This is a genomic window from Sulfurimonas sp. ST-27, from assembly GCF_048081595.1.
Classification (GTDB): domain Bacteria; phylum Campylobacterota; class Campylobacteria; order Campylobacterales; family Sulfurimonadaceae; genus Sulfurimonas; species Sulfurimonas hydrogeniphila.
Genome location: NZ_CP182226.1, coordinates 1,857,870 through 1,872,242 on the forward strand (window position 1 = coordinate 1,857,870; position 14,373 = coordinate 1,872,242).

Here is a 14,373-nt window from a genome sequence, read left to right on the forward strand (position 1 = left end):
CTATTTATTTAAAATTAAATTATTATTGAGTAATGTTATAAGTTGCAACGGATCAACTTGTACACCGGCAATTCTAGCTGAAAAATGCAAATGAGGACCTGTTACCCTGCCGCTTTTTCCTGATAAGCCCAAAAGTTCTCCTTTTTGGACAAGCTGACCTGTTTTGACATTGAATTTACTCATATGAAAATAACAGGTATAAATGCCTTCACCGTGATCAATGACAACAGTGCCTCCCGAATAAAATCTTTTTTTGACCAAAACGACTTTTCCGTCATTGGACGCTCTAATCGGTGTGCCTGTTTTCGCCCGAAAATCCGTCCCGCTGTGATACCCTTTCAAAGCTCCGTTATAAATTCTTGCTGTACCAAAAGCACTTGTAATTTTACTCTCCACCGGCAAGATAAAATCTGAATGCATATAGCTTTTGTTTGTTATTGTATGATAAATTTTCATAGCTTCCCTGTACTCTTTTGCGATTCTTTTTTTTATCTTGGGCAGCGTCGGATTTACTTTCGAAGCGCTTACACGGATGGTTTCTTTTTTGTATTTTGCATCTTTGATTGTAAGAGAAAGCTCTTTGTGTTTTTTTATCCCGTTTTGCAGATAAATAACTTTCACGGTTTTTTGAGCAGGTTTGTCGTAATAGGAGACAGGAATCAAGGCATAATATTCACTCCTGTTCAAAGGATTCGGAAAAATTTTTATCTTTTTTTCTTCAAAAAAGAGTGCTTTGTATTCAATGCCTTTTTCTTTTGCAAACTTCACCAGTACTGTCTTGCCATTACCTACCTCATCATTGACTATCTTTACATGTAAAGCAAAAAGAGAGGAGACAAAAAAGCACAAAAAAAGCAAAAGTTTCATCAATAATCCTTCATCGCCCTTTGAATGTCTCTCTTTTGGTCTTTCTCTTTTAAATCATTTCTTTTGTCATGCAGCAGTTTTCCTTTTGCTATGGCAATTTGCAGCTTTGCAATGTTGCGTTTGTTAAAATAGAGCTGCAAAGGCACAATGGTATACCCGTCACGTGCTACAGCCTTTTGCATTTTCTCTAACTCTTTTTTATGCAAAAGCAGTTTTCTTGCCCCGCGCTCTTCATGCCCGTAATAATGGTGCGTCGTCTCGAGTCTGCCGATATGCGCATTAAACAAAAAAGCCTCTCCGTTGACAAAGCGGATAAAACTGTCTTTAAGATTAACGCGATGCGCACGTATGCCTTTGACCTCGCTCCCTGTAAGAACCAGCCCTGCTTCAAACTTCTCTTCAATAAAATAATCATGATACGCTTTTTTGTTTTTTGCTATTGTTTCACCCATAATCCACTTCCTTCTAAACTGTATAGCCTAAAATATTTCTGCTATTTTAGCATGCATTCATTAAGGTTTGGATTGTTAAAGAGATGTTTATTGTTTTAGTTTTCATCGCGAACTATATTATGACAGCGAAAACAGGCATGCTCAATATAGGTATAAGCTCTTTGAGACTCTTCTCTTCGAAGTTTACCCGATTGGTTATATTTATTCGCAATAGCGTCTAATATAATCTGAACATTATGTGCAATAATCTGTGCACTCATAATCGCTTCATTGGCTTTATGCTTCTTGTTTTTAGGAAGCATCTCCTCAAATTTTTCTTTATCAGCCAATAAATCATTGGCGTGTTTTGCAAACCGTTCAATCGAAACTTTTATACCCTCTTTATCACTAGTTATAAAGCCTTGTTGAACTTCTCGTAATTCTGTGTTTAAAAGTATCATATTTGACTTAAGATTATATGCTGATGCAGAAGTAACTGACAACGTCAATGCAAACACACTTATTAGTAATAATTTTCTCATCTTGCCCCCCTTATTTTGACAATTTTTATTGTATCATAATATTGAATACTTTGACAAAAAACATTCTCTTATGCCAATAAAATGGTGCAAACTATTAAATTACTCTAAAAAAACTGCTGCCGCTGCCGCTGAAGAAGTAGCCCTCTTTATAGTGTTTTTCCAATTCTGTATACTCCTGCAATGCAGGCGCAAAAAGATCATTTGCTTCTTTTGCATCGAGTTCCTGCAAGATTTCTACTGAAGATTTCTTTTTCAATGCATCGGCTTGAAATCCGTCTATCGGTGCATAAAAGTCTCTCCGGTAGGCCTGATAGACTTTTGGTGTACTGATTTTTACCGCAGGAGTATAAATATCGAAGCTAAGCGGTTCCTCATCAAAGGCTTCTACCACTTCACCTATGCCACTGACATTGGCACTATTGTATCCATAAATAAAAAACGGCACATCCGCCCCTACATGTAAACCTATTTGTGCGAGTTCATTGAGACTCAGACCCAAATGCAGTACTTCATTGCACATTTTCAAATAGGTTGCTGCATCACTGCTGCCTCCGCCAAGTCCGGCATATGCCGGAATACGTTTTTCAACGCTCACGGCATGCGTTCTCATAAGCTCTTCAAGCGCCTGATTTTTTGTAACCTCCTTCAATGCCTTATACGCTTTGTAAACAGTGTTTTGTGTTGTAGTACAATCAAAGTCGCCAAGTATTTTAAACTCATTCGCTTTTGCCTGAACATTTTTCTTCGAAACAAAAGAGAGTACATCATACAAGTCATCAACTCGCATGAATCGCGATACTATTTCATGGTATTCTTCTCTTTTGCCTGTTATTTTTAAAAAAATATTTACTTTGGCATAGGCCTTATACTTTTTCATCCGCTTTTTATTTTCCCAGTATTTTGTTCAAAGACAGAATATCATTTTCGTCTACAGTTCCCAAAGAAGCCGCCTTGTTACTCGCTTTGACCTCTTCGATAAGCTCATTTCTAATGATGGAAATCTCTTTTGGCGCGTCAATTCCGAGTTTTACGACACCGTTTTCTACAGAGATAACTTTTACAACAATATTTTCACCAATAACTATAGATTCATCTGCTTTTCTTGCAAGTACTAACATTCTATCCTGCCTAATTCATATTTTACTCTGCCCTCATTTACTGTAATAATGGAGATGCTTTCGCCATTATCCAGCCAGTATGTGCCGTCATCCTGAAACTCTAAATCTTCTAAAGCAAGAACTCTTCCATACTTTACATTATCGCTTTCACCCAAATAGTAATTCTGGGGAATGTTTAAAGATTCTTTGATATTCAAGGCTTTTTCATCCTCATAAACAAACTGTCCTTCATTCAGTCGCTCAAGCATACTTAAACTTCCATGCGCTATACCAAGTTTATGCGCAATCATCTCTCCCAGAGAACGTATATAAGTCCCTTCACTGACACTTGCTTCAAAGGTCACAAAGGGATGGCAGTAGTGAATCAGTTTCATTTCATAAACAATTGAGTTGACAGTATTGAGAACAACCTCTTTTCCCGCACGTGCCAAATCATACGCTCGCTGTCCGTTTATCCGTTTTGCACTGAAAATCGGCGGTTTATACTCCAATTCACCCTCTAAAGACAAAAGCACCGCTTCAATCTCCTTTACATGTAAAGGTTCAGGAAGTACAACTTCTTCGATCATCTCTGTATCAAGGGTATCACTCTTTGCACCAAGCCACAAAGTCGCTTTGTATCTTTTAGGTGTTTTGTTCAAAAATCTAAAAAGTTTCGTATGTGAGCCAAAACCTACCAAAAGCACGCCTTTGGCAAAAGGATCCAGTGTTCCGGCAAAACCTGCTTTTTTATTGTTATACTTTTTTTTCAGACTGTAAAGATACTTGTTTGAGCCTACTCCCGAAGGTTTGTATGCAACAAAAAGACGATTCATAACTTCTCTACAAATGATGCAAGAATATCGCGTTTTGTTCCTGCAAAATTAATCTTGAGTTTAAACTCTCTTCCCGACTTACTCACACCGATAATGCGCCCTGTTCCAAAGATTTTATGCCGTACCAGATCACCTTTTTTAAATGCTGTGTTTTTTTCACACTTTAAAGAGCCTTTGCAAAGTCCGGCTTCATTGAAAAAACGGCTTTTTTCCAAATCACTTCTGCGTCCTTTGTAAAATCTGCTCCCGGCATGGCAAAGCGTCAAGGTCTCTTTGGCACGGGTAAACGCAACATACCCAAGTCGTCTCTCTTCTTCCAAATCACTTCCGTCTCCTGTCAGTGGCAAAAAGCCCTCTTCCATTCCTATGACAAAAACATGTTCAAACTCCAAACCTTTGGAGGCATGTATACTCATCATGTAGATACTCTCCCCCTCCACCTGGTCCTGCTCACTTTGCAACGTCAGTTCGTTTAAAAACTCATCCAAAGAACTCTGTGGTGATTTTTTTACAAAATCTCTAAAAAGACCGTAAAACTCATCTATATTGAGAATTCTTTCCTGTGAGTCTTGCATGTTTTTGTAAATATCTTTCAAAGAAAAAGTTTCTTCCAAAGCATCTATAAACTCATAGGTAGACGCCTGCGCAATACCGGCAACCTCTTGAATGTTTTTAGCAAACTCTTTGAGCGTTGCAGCATTTTTCTTTCTGACCAAGCCTTCAAGTTCTTCCATGGATGCCTGAGTGATATATTCATAAATAGAAGTTCCCTTTTTCTGAGCTGCAAGTTCAATTTTATCCAAACTTGCTTTGCCCAGTCCGCGTTTCGGCTTGTTGACTATACGTTTCAGGGAGAAGTCATCATGATGATTTGTAATCACCCTGATATAAGAAATAAGGTCTTTTATCTCTGCCCGGTCATAAAATCGCAAACCACCCACAAGTTTATAGTTAATCCCGTAACGGTTCAAGCCTTCTTCTACAGAACGTGACAGAACATTGACACGGTACAAAATAGCTATTTCTCTGGCACGTACTCCGCTCTCAAGCAGTTTTTGTATTTTTGCGGCAACTTTTCTTGCCTCTTCGTTTTCATCATTAGAATTCAGTGTTGTCACATCATCCCCGTTGCCACGCGTTGCTATGAGCTTTTTTCCCAAACGGGACCGGTTGTGCTCGATAAGCGCATTGGCAACTTTTAAAATCGGCGCACGTGAACGGTAGTTCTCTTCGAGTTTAAAGACATGTGTGCCTGAAAAATCCTGGTCAAACTCCATAATATTACGAATATGCGCACCACGCCAGCCGTATATACTCTGATCGTCATCACCGACTACACACAAATTGTTATGCACTGTACAAAGTTTTTGTAACAGCTTAAACTGCAGTTCGTTTGTATCCTGGTACTCGTCAATCATAATGTACTGATATTTCTGCGAGGTAGCCTTTGCCAACTCAGGGTTTTCATCCAAAAGTTTATAGGTAAGCGCGATGAGATCATCAAAATCAACAAGATTGTTTTCCAGTAAATATTTTTCATACTCTGCAAAAACTTCGGCAATCTGCTTGTAACTGAACAGTTCAGTCTGCTTGTAGGCATCATCAGGACTCATTAAAGAGTTTTTGTATCTGGAAATTTCACTCGCGATAAGTGGTGTCGGCAGCTCAGAATTTATTTTTTTAATGATTCTCTTTTTATCATCTGTATCTATCACAACAAAATTATTGGCTCTGCCCAGAAGATGTATATTGAATTTTAAAAAAAGAAGTCCAAACTTGTGAAAGGTACAAAGAAGAGGAGGATAGGCGACATTTTCTATCATAGAGAGAGAACGCTCTTTCATCTCTTTTGCAGCTTTGTTTGTAAATGTCAGGGTAAGTGTATTTGAAGCGGGAATACCCACAACCTCAATAAGATACGCCAAGCGTGAAATAATTGTTGTCGTCTTTCCGCTTCCCGCTCCTGCAAGAATCAGGACAGGTCCTTCTGTTTGCTTTACTGCTGCTGCTTGAGACTCATTTAAATGATTAAAAATTTTTTCCATATATGTTCACTACTAAGTTGTATTTCTACTTATTATAGCTAAAATGTCATAAATTATTACAAAACTATTGCAATAATTATAATTATGAGTTATAATTTTACTATTATTGATACTTATAGGAATTATTATGTTAAAAGATTTTGCGAAATTACATACTTTTTTGATGGTTATAAAAGAGAAAAGCTTCTCTAAAGCATCAGCAAAACTTGGGATTTCCCAGCCCGCTGTCACGCAGCAAATCAAGTTCATTGAAGATTATCTTGATACAAAAATAGTTGATAGAAAGAAAAACGGAATTATCCTCACAAAAGAGGGTGAAGATCTCTACAGAATCGCTTTAAGACTTGAAAAAGCTATACACAGCAGTGAAAAAGAGTTGTTAAAAATAATCAACAAAGAGTTCACTTTTGTCATGGGTTCTTCTTTTGCAATCGGTAATTATGTGCTTCCGAATTATCTCAGTGAAATAAAAAAACGCATCAACAATGAAGTTTTTATGAATGTGGATCTCTCTTCAAACATTATTGACCAGCTTGAAGATAAAAAAATAGATGTCGCACTCATCGAATCTCCTGTTTTCAGAGATGGTGTCATTTACAGAGAATGGGTGGAAGATGAATTGGTCGTTTTTTCAAACCAGCCGATGAAAAAACATCTCAGTGCAGATGATTTACTCGATTTCGACTGGATTTGTCGCAATGAGGACTCCCACACAAGAAAACTGACATCAGAAGTTTTTGAAGAGATGGGAGTGCAGTGTAATAATTTCAATGTTATCGGTGTTCTTGCCAGTCCGACTTCCATCAAGGAGTCTATTTTACATGCAGACAAGAATGCAGAACGACCTCTTGTCTCTATTATGTCCCGTCATGTCATCAAGTCAGAAATCGAAAACGGCCAACTTTATGAAGCCAGACTAAAAAACCATAAAATTACAAGAAGTTTTTACATAGCCTATCTCAAAGACAGAAAACATGATGCTTTTGTAGACAACGTAGTCAATTATCTGCTCTCGCTTAACAGAGTGTAGATAGCGTCTTATTTTATAAACTTGGAGTTTTCCGGATTTGAGAGAAAAGATGCCATGGAGTTTTTCACTCCGCTTTCGTCTATATCAGCTTCTTGTTTCTTTGTTTCCTCTTTATATGCAGATATATTAATCAAAACCGGAGTTTCATCGATAATAATCTGTAAAATACTCAGCAAGGGTACATGTACAACACTTCCAAAATTTTCACTACCAAAACCTGCCTCAAAAATTAAAATATCATCCTCTATTCTGGCAGTCTCAAATGTATATCCTGCTAAAAAGAAAAGTGTCAACGGACGAAACTCAGCGTTTATACTTTCCGGTAGTGCCGGTGCAAAACTCACATCTTCGATTTTACATAAAATACCGAAATTCTGCTCTTTTTCAAACAGCAGAACAATCAACTCCTGAATATTTTTTTTCATTAAGTGTGCAAAATCTCTGTCTTGTATTATATTTTCTAACAAATTATATCCCTTATGTTTTCATTTGGTATTATATCAAAATCTATCATAGCATTCATCAGTGCAACCTGTTCGAAATGATTTAAATCCTCTACAGATATATCATCTTCTCTGATTTTCCCGCTCTCGAGCAACCTTGCTCTGGTCGTTCCTTCAAGCAAAGGGCTTTTTGGTGTTATCCATTCATCTTTATATTTAAAAGCGATATTGGCAATGGATGTATCTGTAATAAGAGAATTTTTTACAATAAGTATGTCATCACAAAAAGATTTTTTTTCCAGCAGCTTCTCTATTTTGCTTCTGTCATAATATTTTTTACAATACTCTATCTCATTATCAAAAACAAGTTTCAGGGTTTGAATACTCTTTTTTTTATACTGATGGTATGTGATGCTGTACTCTTCGCCATCATATACAACCCTGCACCGGAAAAATCCTGATGCGGGAGGATGTAAAATATCTTGTAGTATAATGCCGGAATACCCAACTGTTTTCTCAAGCCGTTTTTGATGGTATGCAAGATGAAACAGTTTTGCATCAACTGCTTTGATTGTTTCTAAATATTGAATTTTATTCACTGAAAAGTTCTGTACTTAAGTACCTTTCTCCCGTGTCACATAAAACGGTCACAATCGTTTTGCCTTTGAATTCCTCCCGTGAAGCCACCTGCATAGCAGCATATACATTTGCTCCTGAAGATATACCTACAAGCAATCCCTCTTTTTTTGCCAACATTCTGGCTGTTGCTATGGCATCTTCATTACTCACTTTTATCACTTCACTGTAACAGGAGGTATCTAAAATTGCAGGAACAAAACCTGCGCCTATTCCCTGAATTTTATGTGGAGCCGGGCTCTCTCCTGAGAGAATTGCCGAAGCTTCAGGCTCTACTGCAAAAACAGCAATATCTGCAATATGTTCTTTCAAGACCTTCGAAGTTCCGCTAAGCGTTCCTCCCGTCCCTACAGCTGCCACAAAAGCATCCAGATTTTGTTCTGTATCACGGAGGATTTCCTGTGCCGTTGTGATTTCATGTATCTCCGGATTTGCCGGATTTTCAAACTGTTGTAAGATTATAGAGTCCGGTGTATTTTCCTGAATTTCCAGTGCTTTTTGAATGGCTCCGTTCATCCCTTTTGCAGCCGGAGTCAGTACCAGTTCAGCGCCTAAAGCCTTGAGCAGGTTTCTTCTCTCTACACTCATAGACTCAGGCATAGTTAAAATAAGTTTTAAATTTTGAGCTGCACAGTTGGCTGCCAGAGCAATTCCTGTATTTCCGCTTGTAGGTTCAATAATCGTTGTATTTGCTTGAATACGTCCTGATTCTATACCCCTGCGGATCATATTGAACCCTATTCTGTCTTTGACCGAACTTGTCGGATTCATAAACTCACATTTTCCCAATATCGTAGCCCCTGTCAGCTTTGATGCCTCATTCAGCCTTACCAATGGCGTGTTGCCTACTAATTCAGTTATATTTTTTGCAATTTTCATTATTTTTCCTCTTGAAGTAATTTTACACTAAAAAGATTATTTACACAAACTTCTATCATTTTGTAGACTTCTAAAAATCCGTCAAATCCGTCAAAAAAATACGGATCCGGAACATCCTGACAATTAAATGCGAAACATCCCAGCTTTTGTATATTTTTGGCACCCAGTTTCTTGACATGCAGCCTGTTGTTTTCATCAAGTACAACTATCAACTCATATACATCAATATCTTCTTTTGTAAACTGTCTCGCTCTAAGATGGCTGATATCTATGCCGTGCATTTGTGCCACCTTGATTGAACCCTCACATGGGGGTTCGCCGATATGCCAGTCTCCTGTCCCTGCAGAGTCTATTTTTATATCTATTTTATGTTCTTGTGCTATTTTTTTGGCAATCCCCTCTGCCAACGGGGAACGGCAGATATTGCCAAGACATACAAATATAACGGATTTCATATATTTCCTATTCTTTGAGTATAATAAGTATTGCTATTTTAAAGCAATACTTATTATACAAAAAAATAGAGGCAATCATGGCAATCTACAGTAGCGACGGCAAAAAATTACTTAATGTTGAGTTTGATGTAACGCCACAGGTTGGAGATATAGTTGATGACATGCGTGTTTTATCTGTCAATCAAAAAGAGAATGAAGAATATGCCGTATTCTTGCTTGAACCAAATACACGAGTCACCTGTTATGTTTTTGATGAAATTTTCATTATCGGCAAAGAAAGTGGATTTGAAAGTTTAAATGATGCCATTTTTTCCTGGAAAAATGACGAAATCTAAAACAGTGTCATCGCATATGTTTTTGCAAAAACATGTTTAGCTGATTTGCAAAAAGTTCGGCATCTTTTGAACCAAAAGGCTTCGGACCTTGCGTCATCTCTCCCATTTCTCTGATATTCTCCATGAGATTCCGCATTGCAAGATACTGTTTGATGTTGTCTTTGCTGTAAAGTTCGCCTCTGTGATCTATTGCATGGGCATTCTTATCTATAACTCTGTCCGCCAAGGGAATATCTGCAGTGATAACCAAATCCCCCGAATGTACTTTTTGTACAATTTTATTGTCAGCCTCATCTGCACCTGCATCTACAATGACATACTCTATATTTTTTGATTTTCCAATATTGATTTTTTTATTTGCAAACACACAGGTTTTTATGCCGTACTTTTCTATTTGACGAAAAATAATCGGTTTTAAGAGGTTGGGAAAGGCATCGCCGTCTATATATATTCTCAGCATTATATTTCTCTTTTTAAACATTATAACAAATAAACAAACATTCAAAAAGGGCGTATCGTTACATGTAATTATAAATTTGGATTTTCAGGTTCTACACAAGAACCTGTTTTAATACCTCTTCTACCCGTTTGACCGGTACAATCTCAAGTGCTTCTCTTACTTCTTTTGGAATATCTTCCAAATCTCTTTCATAATTTTTTGCAGGAATCAGAGCTTTAGTCATATCGGCTTTATATGCAGCTATAAGCTTCTCTTTTAATCCGCCAATCGGCAAAACATCCCCTGTTAATGAAACTTCTCCTGTCATAGCGACATCAGAGCGCACTTTATAGGAACCGAGTATGGAAGATATAACTGTTACCATGGCTATACCCGCACTCGGTCCGTCTTTTGGCGTTGCACCGTCCGGTACATGTACATGTAAATCATACCGCTTGTAAACCTCACTCGGATCAACCTCTATAATCTCCTCTTTTTCTTTAAAGGTCAGCGGAATATTGTCTTGAGAAATTCTCAGCTTTCGTTTGTCTATAAGTGTTTTTACAACACTCATGGCAATTCTTGCAGACTCTTTCATAACATCACCCAGACTGCCTGTAAGCTGCAGATTGCCTTTGCCTTTGATGCGGATACTCTCTATTCGTAAAACATCTCCGCCTACTGCTGTCCATGCCAGGCCGTTGACTACACCGATAACAGGGACTTTGTCTGTTTTTTCAATCTCAAAGACACTTTTATCAAAAAACTGTTTTAAGTTTTTCAGTGTCACTGATACTTTTGCAACATTTTTGTGTTTTAACAGTTCCATAGCTGCTTTTCTCGCCATTTCAGCTATACGGCGGCGTAAATTTCTCACACCTGCTTCACGTGTATAACTGTGTATCAGCTCTTTTAACGCCGGTTTTGAAATACTGAGTTCAGATTTTTTGAGTCCGTGTTTTTTAATCTCCTGCGGCAACAGATAACGACGGGCTATCTCAAACTTTTCCTGCGGTGTATATGAACTTAAGGTGATAAATTCCATTCTGTCACGCAAAGGAGCAGGAATACGCCCGACATCATTTGCTGTTGCTATAAAAATTACATTGCTCAGATCCAAATCAAAATTCAGATAATAATCGCGAAACTCGCTGTTTTGTTCAGGATCCAAAATCTCTAAAAGAGCCGCTGTCGGGTCCCCTCTTTGTGAGCGGGTAATTTTATCGATCTCATCAAGCACTATCACAGGATTCATTTTTTTCGCATCTATAAGCCCCTGTGCTATACGTCCCGGCATAGCCCCAACATAGGTACGGCGATGTCCGCGCAATTCATTCACATCTTCAAGACCGCCCAGTGCTATTCTGATAAGCGGACGTTTGAGTGCTGTTGCTATTGAGTTTGCCAAAGAAGTCTTTCCGACACCCGGAGGACCCGAAAAACACAATATCGCTCCAGCACTTTTTTTCGCTGAAACACCGCGAAGTTCAAGCAGTTCTTTTACAGCAAAATACTCTACGATTCTCTCTTTTGGTTTTTTTAGCGAAAAATGGTCTTTGTTGAGCTGTTCTTCCACACTCTCTATGCGAAGCGGTTTTTTTGCCAAATCGCCAAAAGGAAGATCCAAAGCCCAGTCAAGATATGTCTGCGTCATAGAAGCATCCGAAGAATCCGGGTGCATACGTGCAAATCGTTCAAGCTGTTTGCTTATCTCTTTGTAGGCATCTTCTCCCATTTTTTCTTTTTTGGCTTCAAGCTTTTTTCTGTACTCTTCTATCTCTTCTTCTCGGGATGTGTCCGTTCCAAGTTCTTTTTGAATCTGTTTGAGCTGCTCTTTTAAGAAGTACTCTTTGTTGACTTTTTCTATATGTGTATGTACTTTTGAACGAATTTCGCGCTGAAGCTTGTTTGCCTCTATCTCGTCAATCAACAGATCGATAAGATCCAAAAATCTTTTTTCTGTATCAGTTTCTACAAAAAGCTTATAAGCCTGCTCTTTTTTGAGTTTTACTGTTGAACATATCAGGTCAATGATACGGTTGTGATCATGATTTTCTTCTATGGTTCGCAAAAGGTCAGGCGGGAAGTAGTTACTTACAGCAGCCAAAGCTCTCACTTTTTCACGCACGACTTCAAGTATTGCATCAATTTTTAAAGAATCAACCTCTGTTGACTGCATCACGTCTACATGGGCTATAAGCGGATCTTCTGCAACTTTATATAAAGATTTTGCACGGGCAAGCCCTTGAAAAAGTACTTTGACCCGTCCGTCAGGAAGCGAAACCTTTCGCATAATTGAACCTACCACACCTGCGTCATACAGTGCGTCATACTCTCTTTCACCTTCATGTCCTGGCTTAGTCGGGCAGACTATCACCAAAGAATTGTTTTCAATGGCCTTTGTTGCCGCCTTAATATTTTTTTCATCACTTAAAAAAAGCGGTGAAATCATAAAAGGATATAAAAAAAGTTCATCTTCTGCTATCACCGGGATGTCAGCAGGAAATTCTCCGTAGTTGCTTAATTTCATAAATATAGTTTCCTTATATTATTTTGTTTTATTATTGTCTGATTTAACTGTATTTCTAGAGACGACACTCTGTGTATCCGGAATCATAAAAGCATACCAGCTGGATGTACCGTCTCCTTCAAATATTTCTCTGTACCATGGTATTTTTGCACGCTCAACTTCATCCCATTTTATCCATGGTTCTACTCTTAAGGTGCGATAATATGCTGCCGATTCCGGCTTGTCAAGCCTGGTATACAAATCGACAATTTCCTTGTTTAAAGAGGCATCAGCAAGATATAAATTTGTCAGCATAGTATCCACCAAAGAGTAGTACATAGAGTGCGGATAATTTTGCTTGAATGTTTTTGCATTTTTTATGGCCTCAAGTATAAGTCCTTGATCACGTCTTGGATTTGGAAGAGCCATATATTTTGCTTTAATCTTTAAAAATTCCGCGAATTCTCTCTCATTGGCATTTGCATATCTTCTGACATATTCATTTAAAAAGTGTTCAGTAAGCAGATACTCTTCATTGTGCATATGCGCAATTGCAAGAATCATGGTTGCCTCAGGCAAAAGAGGTGACCCGATATGTTCCCCCTGTAAAGAGGAATAGTAATCATCCGCTTTGTCAATATTTCCGGATGAAATAGACTCCACAATTTTGCCATACCAGTAAACAGCCGGCTTGTTGTATTCCTCCACCTCTTTTGAACACGAAGCAAATAAAATGATAAAAGAGAGAGCAAATACAAAAGAGAATTTTGATTTCATATGAAAATATCCTAATTAAATTAAATTGAATGTTATTTTATCCAAAAGTTATATAATAGGGATTAAACTAAAAAAATTTATGTGTTATAATAAATAAATAAAAGGTTCAACAAGATGGATATAAATCAAATAAAGCATATTTTACAAAGATATGACACTGTCGAAAATGCATTACTCTTTGGATCGTATGCAACAAATACCCAGCACAACATGAGTGACATAGATATTGCAGTGCAAACAAGCCGTGAACTCAATTTATTTGAGATGGGTGATATTATCGCAAGCCTTGAGACGGAACTAAATCATAAAATAGATTTTGTAATATTTAATGAACTTTATAAAACATCACCACTTCTTGCCTATAATATTTACAAAAACCATACGATTCTTATACTGAATAATAAAAAAAAATATGATCTCTTCAAAGAAAATGCTCTCCATTACTATCTTGATTTTAAGCATATACTTGATGAGCAAAACCTGGCATTTAGCAAAAGGATAAGTAATGGAAATATTGCAAAAACTCAAACAGCTTGAAGAAAATATAAAAATATTAGAAGAACTGAAACAAGAGATGCAAGTTGAAGACATTGCGGCAAATAAACGTTACGAATGGGAACTTCGATATGGTTTTTTTGAATCAATACAAATAATGATAGATGTCAGCTGTAAAGTGACAAATTATTTTAACCTGGGGAAGCCTGAAAATTATAAAGAATGCATAGAAATTCTTAGTAAAAATGACTACCTAAACAAATTTCATAGCCAAAAGTATATTGCAATGATAGGACTTCGAAATCTTCTTATCCATGAATATACGACAATTGACATAAAAAAACTCTATGATTTTTTAAATTCTATTGATGACTTCAAAAATTTTATACGTGAGATTAAAGAAAATATATCTGAATAAGTGGTGGCCTGTCTCGGAATCGAACCAAGGACACAGTGATTTTCAGTCACTTGCTCTACCGACTGAGCTAACAGGCCATTTGTTTAAAAGAAATGAAATATTATCAGACGCTTACTAAATTTGAGCTTATACTGACATG

Annotated in this window: 18 protein-coding genes and 1 tRNA gene; 4 read left to right on the top strand and 15 right to left on the bottom strand. The window is 37.4% G+C overall.

The features are described from left to right. The 7 genes from ACM66U_RS09805 to ACM66U_RS09835 form a co-directional block, all read right to left on the bottom strand. A complete protein-coding gene (locus ACM66U_RS09805) occupies nucleotides 1-867 on the bottom strand; it encodes a M23 family metallopeptidase (protein WP_418640659.1) in 867 nt (288 codons plus the stop codon). Further along, nucleotides 867-1,319 (bottom strand): SsrA-binding protein SmpB, encoded by a 453-nt coding sequence (gene smpB / locus ACM66U_RS09810; RefSeq protein ID WP_151899604.1) that lies wholly within the window; start codon nucleotides 1,317-1,319, stop codon nucleotides 867-869. Before smpB ends, ACM66U_RS09805 begins: the two co-directional genes overlap by 1 nt. Before the next feature lie 95 nt (nucleotides 1,320-1,414). Next, nucleotides 1,415-1,840 carry a hypothetical protein gene (locus ACM66U_RS09815; RefSeq protein WP_151899603.1) on the bottom strand — a complete coding sequence of 142 codons (426 nt, stop codon included), beginning with the start codon at nucleotides 1,838-1,840 and terminating at the stop codon, nucleotides 1,415-1,417. Nucleotides 1,841-1,934: 94 nt separating this feature from the next. After that, nucleotides 1,935-2,717 (bottom strand): 4-(cytidine 5'-diphospho)-2-C-methyl-D-erythritol kinase, encoded by a 783-nt coding sequence (locus ACM66U_RS09820; protein ID WP_151899602.1) that lies wholly within the window; start codon nucleotides 2,715-2,717, stop codon nucleotides 1,935-1,937. Nucleotides 2,718-2,724: 7 nt separating this feature from the next. Further along, nucleotides 2,725-2,958 carry a carbon storage regulator CsrA gene (gene csrA / locus ACM66U_RS09825; protein WP_151899601.1) on the bottom strand — a complete coding sequence of 78 codons (234 nt, stop codon included), beginning with the start codon at nucleotides 2,956-2,958 and terminating at the stop codon, nucleotides 2,725-2,727. Beyond that, entirely contained in the window at nucleotides 2,952-3,773 is an 822-nt protein-coding gene (gene truB / locus ACM66U_RS09830; RefSeq protein WP_151899600.1) for a tRNA pseudouridine(55) synthase TruB, read from the bottom strand. The genes csrA and truB overlap by 7 nt, the downstream gene beginning before the upstream one ends. Next, nucleotides 3,770-5,818 carry an ATP-dependent helicase gene (locus ACM66U_RS09835; RefSeq protein ID WP_151899599.1) on the bottom strand — a complete coding sequence of 683 codons (2,049 nt, stop codon included), beginning with the start codon at nucleotides 5,816-5,818 and terminating at the stop codon, nucleotides 3,770-3,772. The genes truB and ACM66U_RS09835 overlap by 4 nt, the downstream gene beginning before the upstream one ends. Before the next feature lie 127 nt (nucleotides 5,819-5,945). On the opposite strand from ACM66U_RS09835, the gene ACM66U_RS09840 reads away from it, so the two are divergent. Further along, on the top strand, nucleotides 5,946-6,848 hold the full coding sequence (locus ACM66U_RS09840) for a LysR family transcriptional regulator (RefSeq protein WP_151899598.1): 903 nt from the start codon (nucleotides 5,946-5,948) through the stop codon (nucleotides 6,846-6,848). A gap of 8 nt (nucleotides 6,849-6,856) precedes the next feature. Here the strand turns inward: ACM66U_RS09840 and ACM66U_RS09845 are convergent, their stop codons facing one another. Genes ACM66U_RS09845 through ACM66U_RS09860 form a run of 4 tightly spaced genes read right to left on the bottom strand, consistent with a single transcriptional unit; the run spans nucleotide 6,857 to nucleotide 9,261 of the window. Continuing rightward, a complete protein-coding gene (locus tag ACM66U_RS09845) occupies nucleotides 6,857-7,315 on the bottom strand; it encodes a hypothetical protein (protein WP_151899597.1) in 459 nt (152 codons plus the stop codon). After that, nucleotides 7,309-7,890: an aminotransferase class IV family protein gene (locus ACM66U_RS09850; RefSeq protein WP_151899596.1), complete on the bottom strand. Its 582-nt coding sequence runs from the start codon at nucleotides 7,888-7,890 to the stop codon at nucleotides 7,309-7,311. Before ACM66U_RS09850 ends, ACM66U_RS09845 begins: the two co-directional genes overlap by 7 nt. Beyond that, on the bottom strand, nucleotides 7,883-8,806 hold the full coding sequence (gene cysK / locus ACM66U_RS09855; protein ID WP_151899595.1) for a cysteine synthase A: 924 nt from the start codon (nucleotides 8,804-8,806) through the stop codon (nucleotides 7,883-7,885). Before cysK ends, ACM66U_RS09850 begins: the two co-directional genes overlap by 8 nt. Further along, nucleotides 8,806-9,261 carry a low molecular weight protein-tyrosine-phosphatase gene (locus tag ACM66U_RS09860; protein ID WP_418640660.1) on the bottom strand — a complete coding sequence of 152 codons (456 nt, stop codon included), beginning with the start codon at nucleotides 9,259-9,261 and terminating at the stop codon, nucleotides 8,806-8,808. The genes cysK and ACM66U_RS09860 overlap by 1 nt, the downstream gene beginning before the upstream one ends. Before the next feature lie 77 nt (nucleotides 9,262-9,338). On the opposite strand from ACM66U_RS09860, the gene ACM66U_RS09865 reads away from it, so the two are divergent. After that, on the top strand, nucleotides 9,339-9,596 hold the full coding sequence (locus tag ACM66U_RS09865; protein ID WP_346389593.1) for a hypothetical protein: 258 nt from the start codon (nucleotides 9,339-9,341) through the stop codon (nucleotides 9,594-9,596). Nucleotides 9,597-9,603: 7 nt separating this feature from the next. On the opposite strand, the gene ACM66U_RS09870 is transcribed toward ACM66U_RS09865, so the two are convergent. From ACM66U_RS09870 to ACM66U_RS09880, 3 genes are all read right to left on the bottom strand, one after another. Next, a complete protein-coding gene (locus ACM66U_RS09870; RefSeq protein ID WP_151899592.1) occupies nucleotides 9,604-10,056 on the bottom strand; it encodes a YaiI/YqxD family protein in 453 nt (150 codons plus the stop codon). 91 nt (nucleotides 10,057-10,147) lie between these two features. Then, nucleotides 10,148-12,565, bottom strand: a complete 2,418-nt coding sequence (lon, locus tag ACM66U_RS09875) for an endopeptidase La (RefSeq protein WP_346389594.1) — start codon at nucleotides 12,563-12,565, stop codon at nucleotides 10,148-10,150. Nucleotides 12,566-12,583: 18 nt separating this feature from the next. Further along, complete coding sequence (locus tag ACM66U_RS09880) at nucleotides 12,584-13,321, bottom strand: outer membrane protein assembly factor BamD (RefSeq protein WP_418640661.1); 738 nt, start codon at nucleotides 13,319-13,321, stop codon at nucleotides 12,584-12,586. Between the two features lie 114 nt (nucleotides 13,322-13,435). Between ACM66U_RS09880 and mntA the strand changes: the two genes are divergently transcribed. Continuing rightward, nucleotides 13,436-13,858 (top strand): type VII toxin-antitoxin system MntA family adenylyltransferase antitoxin, encoded by a 423-nt coding sequence (mntA, locus tag ACM66U_RS09885; RefSeq protein WP_418640662.1) that lies wholly within the window; start codon nucleotides 13,436-13,438, stop codon nucleotides 13,856-13,858. Then, entirely contained in the window at nucleotides 13,827-14,234 is a 408-nt protein-coding gene (hepT, locus tag ACM66U_RS09890; protein WP_346389597.1) for a type VII toxin-antitoxin system HepT family RNase toxin, read from the top strand. Before mntA ends, hepT begins: the two co-directional genes overlap by 32 nt. A gap of 1 nt (nucleotide 14,235) precedes the next feature. On the opposite strand, the gene ACM66U_RS09895 is transcribed toward hepT, so the two are convergent. Further along, a tRNA-Phe gene (locus tag ACM66U_RS09895) sits at nucleotides 14,236-14,311 on the bottom strand. Nucleotides 14,312-14,373 lie beyond the last annotated feature (62 nt).

Excerpts from the sequence above, each read along its gene's own strand:
- smpB (WP_151899604.1), bottom strand. The coding sequence starts at position 1,319 with ATGGGTGAAACAATAGCAAAAAACAAAAAAGCGTATCATGATTATTTT.
- cysK (WP_151899595.1), bottom strand. The coding sequence starts at position 8,806 with ATGAAAATTGCAAAAAATATAACTGAATTAGTAGGCAACACGCCATTG.
- ACM66U_RS09860 (WP_418640660.1), bottom strand. The coding sequence starts at position 9,261 with ATGAAATCCGTTATATTTGTATGTCTTGGCAATATCTGCCGTTCCCCG.
- ACM66U_RS09815 (WP_151899603.1), bottom strand. The coding sequence starts at position 1,840 with ATGAGAAAATTATTACTAATAAGTGTGTTTGCATTGACGTTGTCAGTT.
- ACM66U_RS09840 (WP_151899598.1), top strand. The coding sequence starts at position 5,946 with ATGTTAAAAGATTTTGCGAAATTACATACTTTTTTGATGGTTATAAAA.
- lon (WP_346389594.1), bottom strand. The coding sequence starts at position 12,565 with ATGAAATTAAGCAACTACGGAGAATTTCCTGCTGACATCCCGGTGATA.
- ACM66U_RS09835 (WP_151899599.1), bottom strand. The coding sequence starts at position 5,818 with ATGGAAAAAATTTTTAATCATTTAAATGAGTCTCAAGCAGCAGCAGTA.
- ACM66U_RS09870 (WP_151899592.1), bottom strand. The coding sequence starts at position 10,056 with ATGCTGAGAATATATATAGACGGCGATGCCTTTCCCAACCTCTTAAAA.
- ACM66U_RS09865 (WP_346389593.1), top strand. The coding sequence starts at position 9,339 with ATGGCAATCTACAGTAGCGACGGCAAAAAATTACTTAATGTTGAGTTT.
- truB (WP_151899600.1), bottom strand. The coding sequence starts at position 3,773 with ATGAATCGTCTTTTTGTTGCATACAAACCTTCGGGAGTAGGCTCAAAC.
- ACM66U_RS09880 (WP_418640661.1), bottom strand. The coding sequence starts at position 13,321 with ATGAAATCAAAATTCTCTTTTGTATTTGCTCTCTCTTTTATCATTTTA.
- ACM66U_RS09805 (WP_418640659.1), bottom strand. The coding sequence starts at position 867 with ATGAAACTTTTGCTTTTTTTGTGCTTTTTTGTCTCCTCTCTTTTTGCT.
- mntA (WP_418640662.1), top strand. The coding sequence starts at position 13,436 with ATGGATATAAATCAAATAAAGCATATTTTACAAAGATATGACACTGTC.
- csrA (WP_151899601.1), bottom strand. The coding sequence starts at position 2,958 with ATGTTAGTACTTGCAAGAAAAGCAGATGAATCTATAGTTATTGGTGAA.
- hepT (WP_346389597.1), top strand. The coding sequence starts at position 13,827 with ATGGAAATATTGCAAAAACTCAAACAGCTTGAAGAAAATATAAAAATA.
- ACM66U_RS09820 (WP_151899602.1), bottom strand. The coding sequence starts at position 2,717 with ATGAAAAAGTATAAGGCCTATGCCAAAGTAAATATTTTTTTAAAAATA.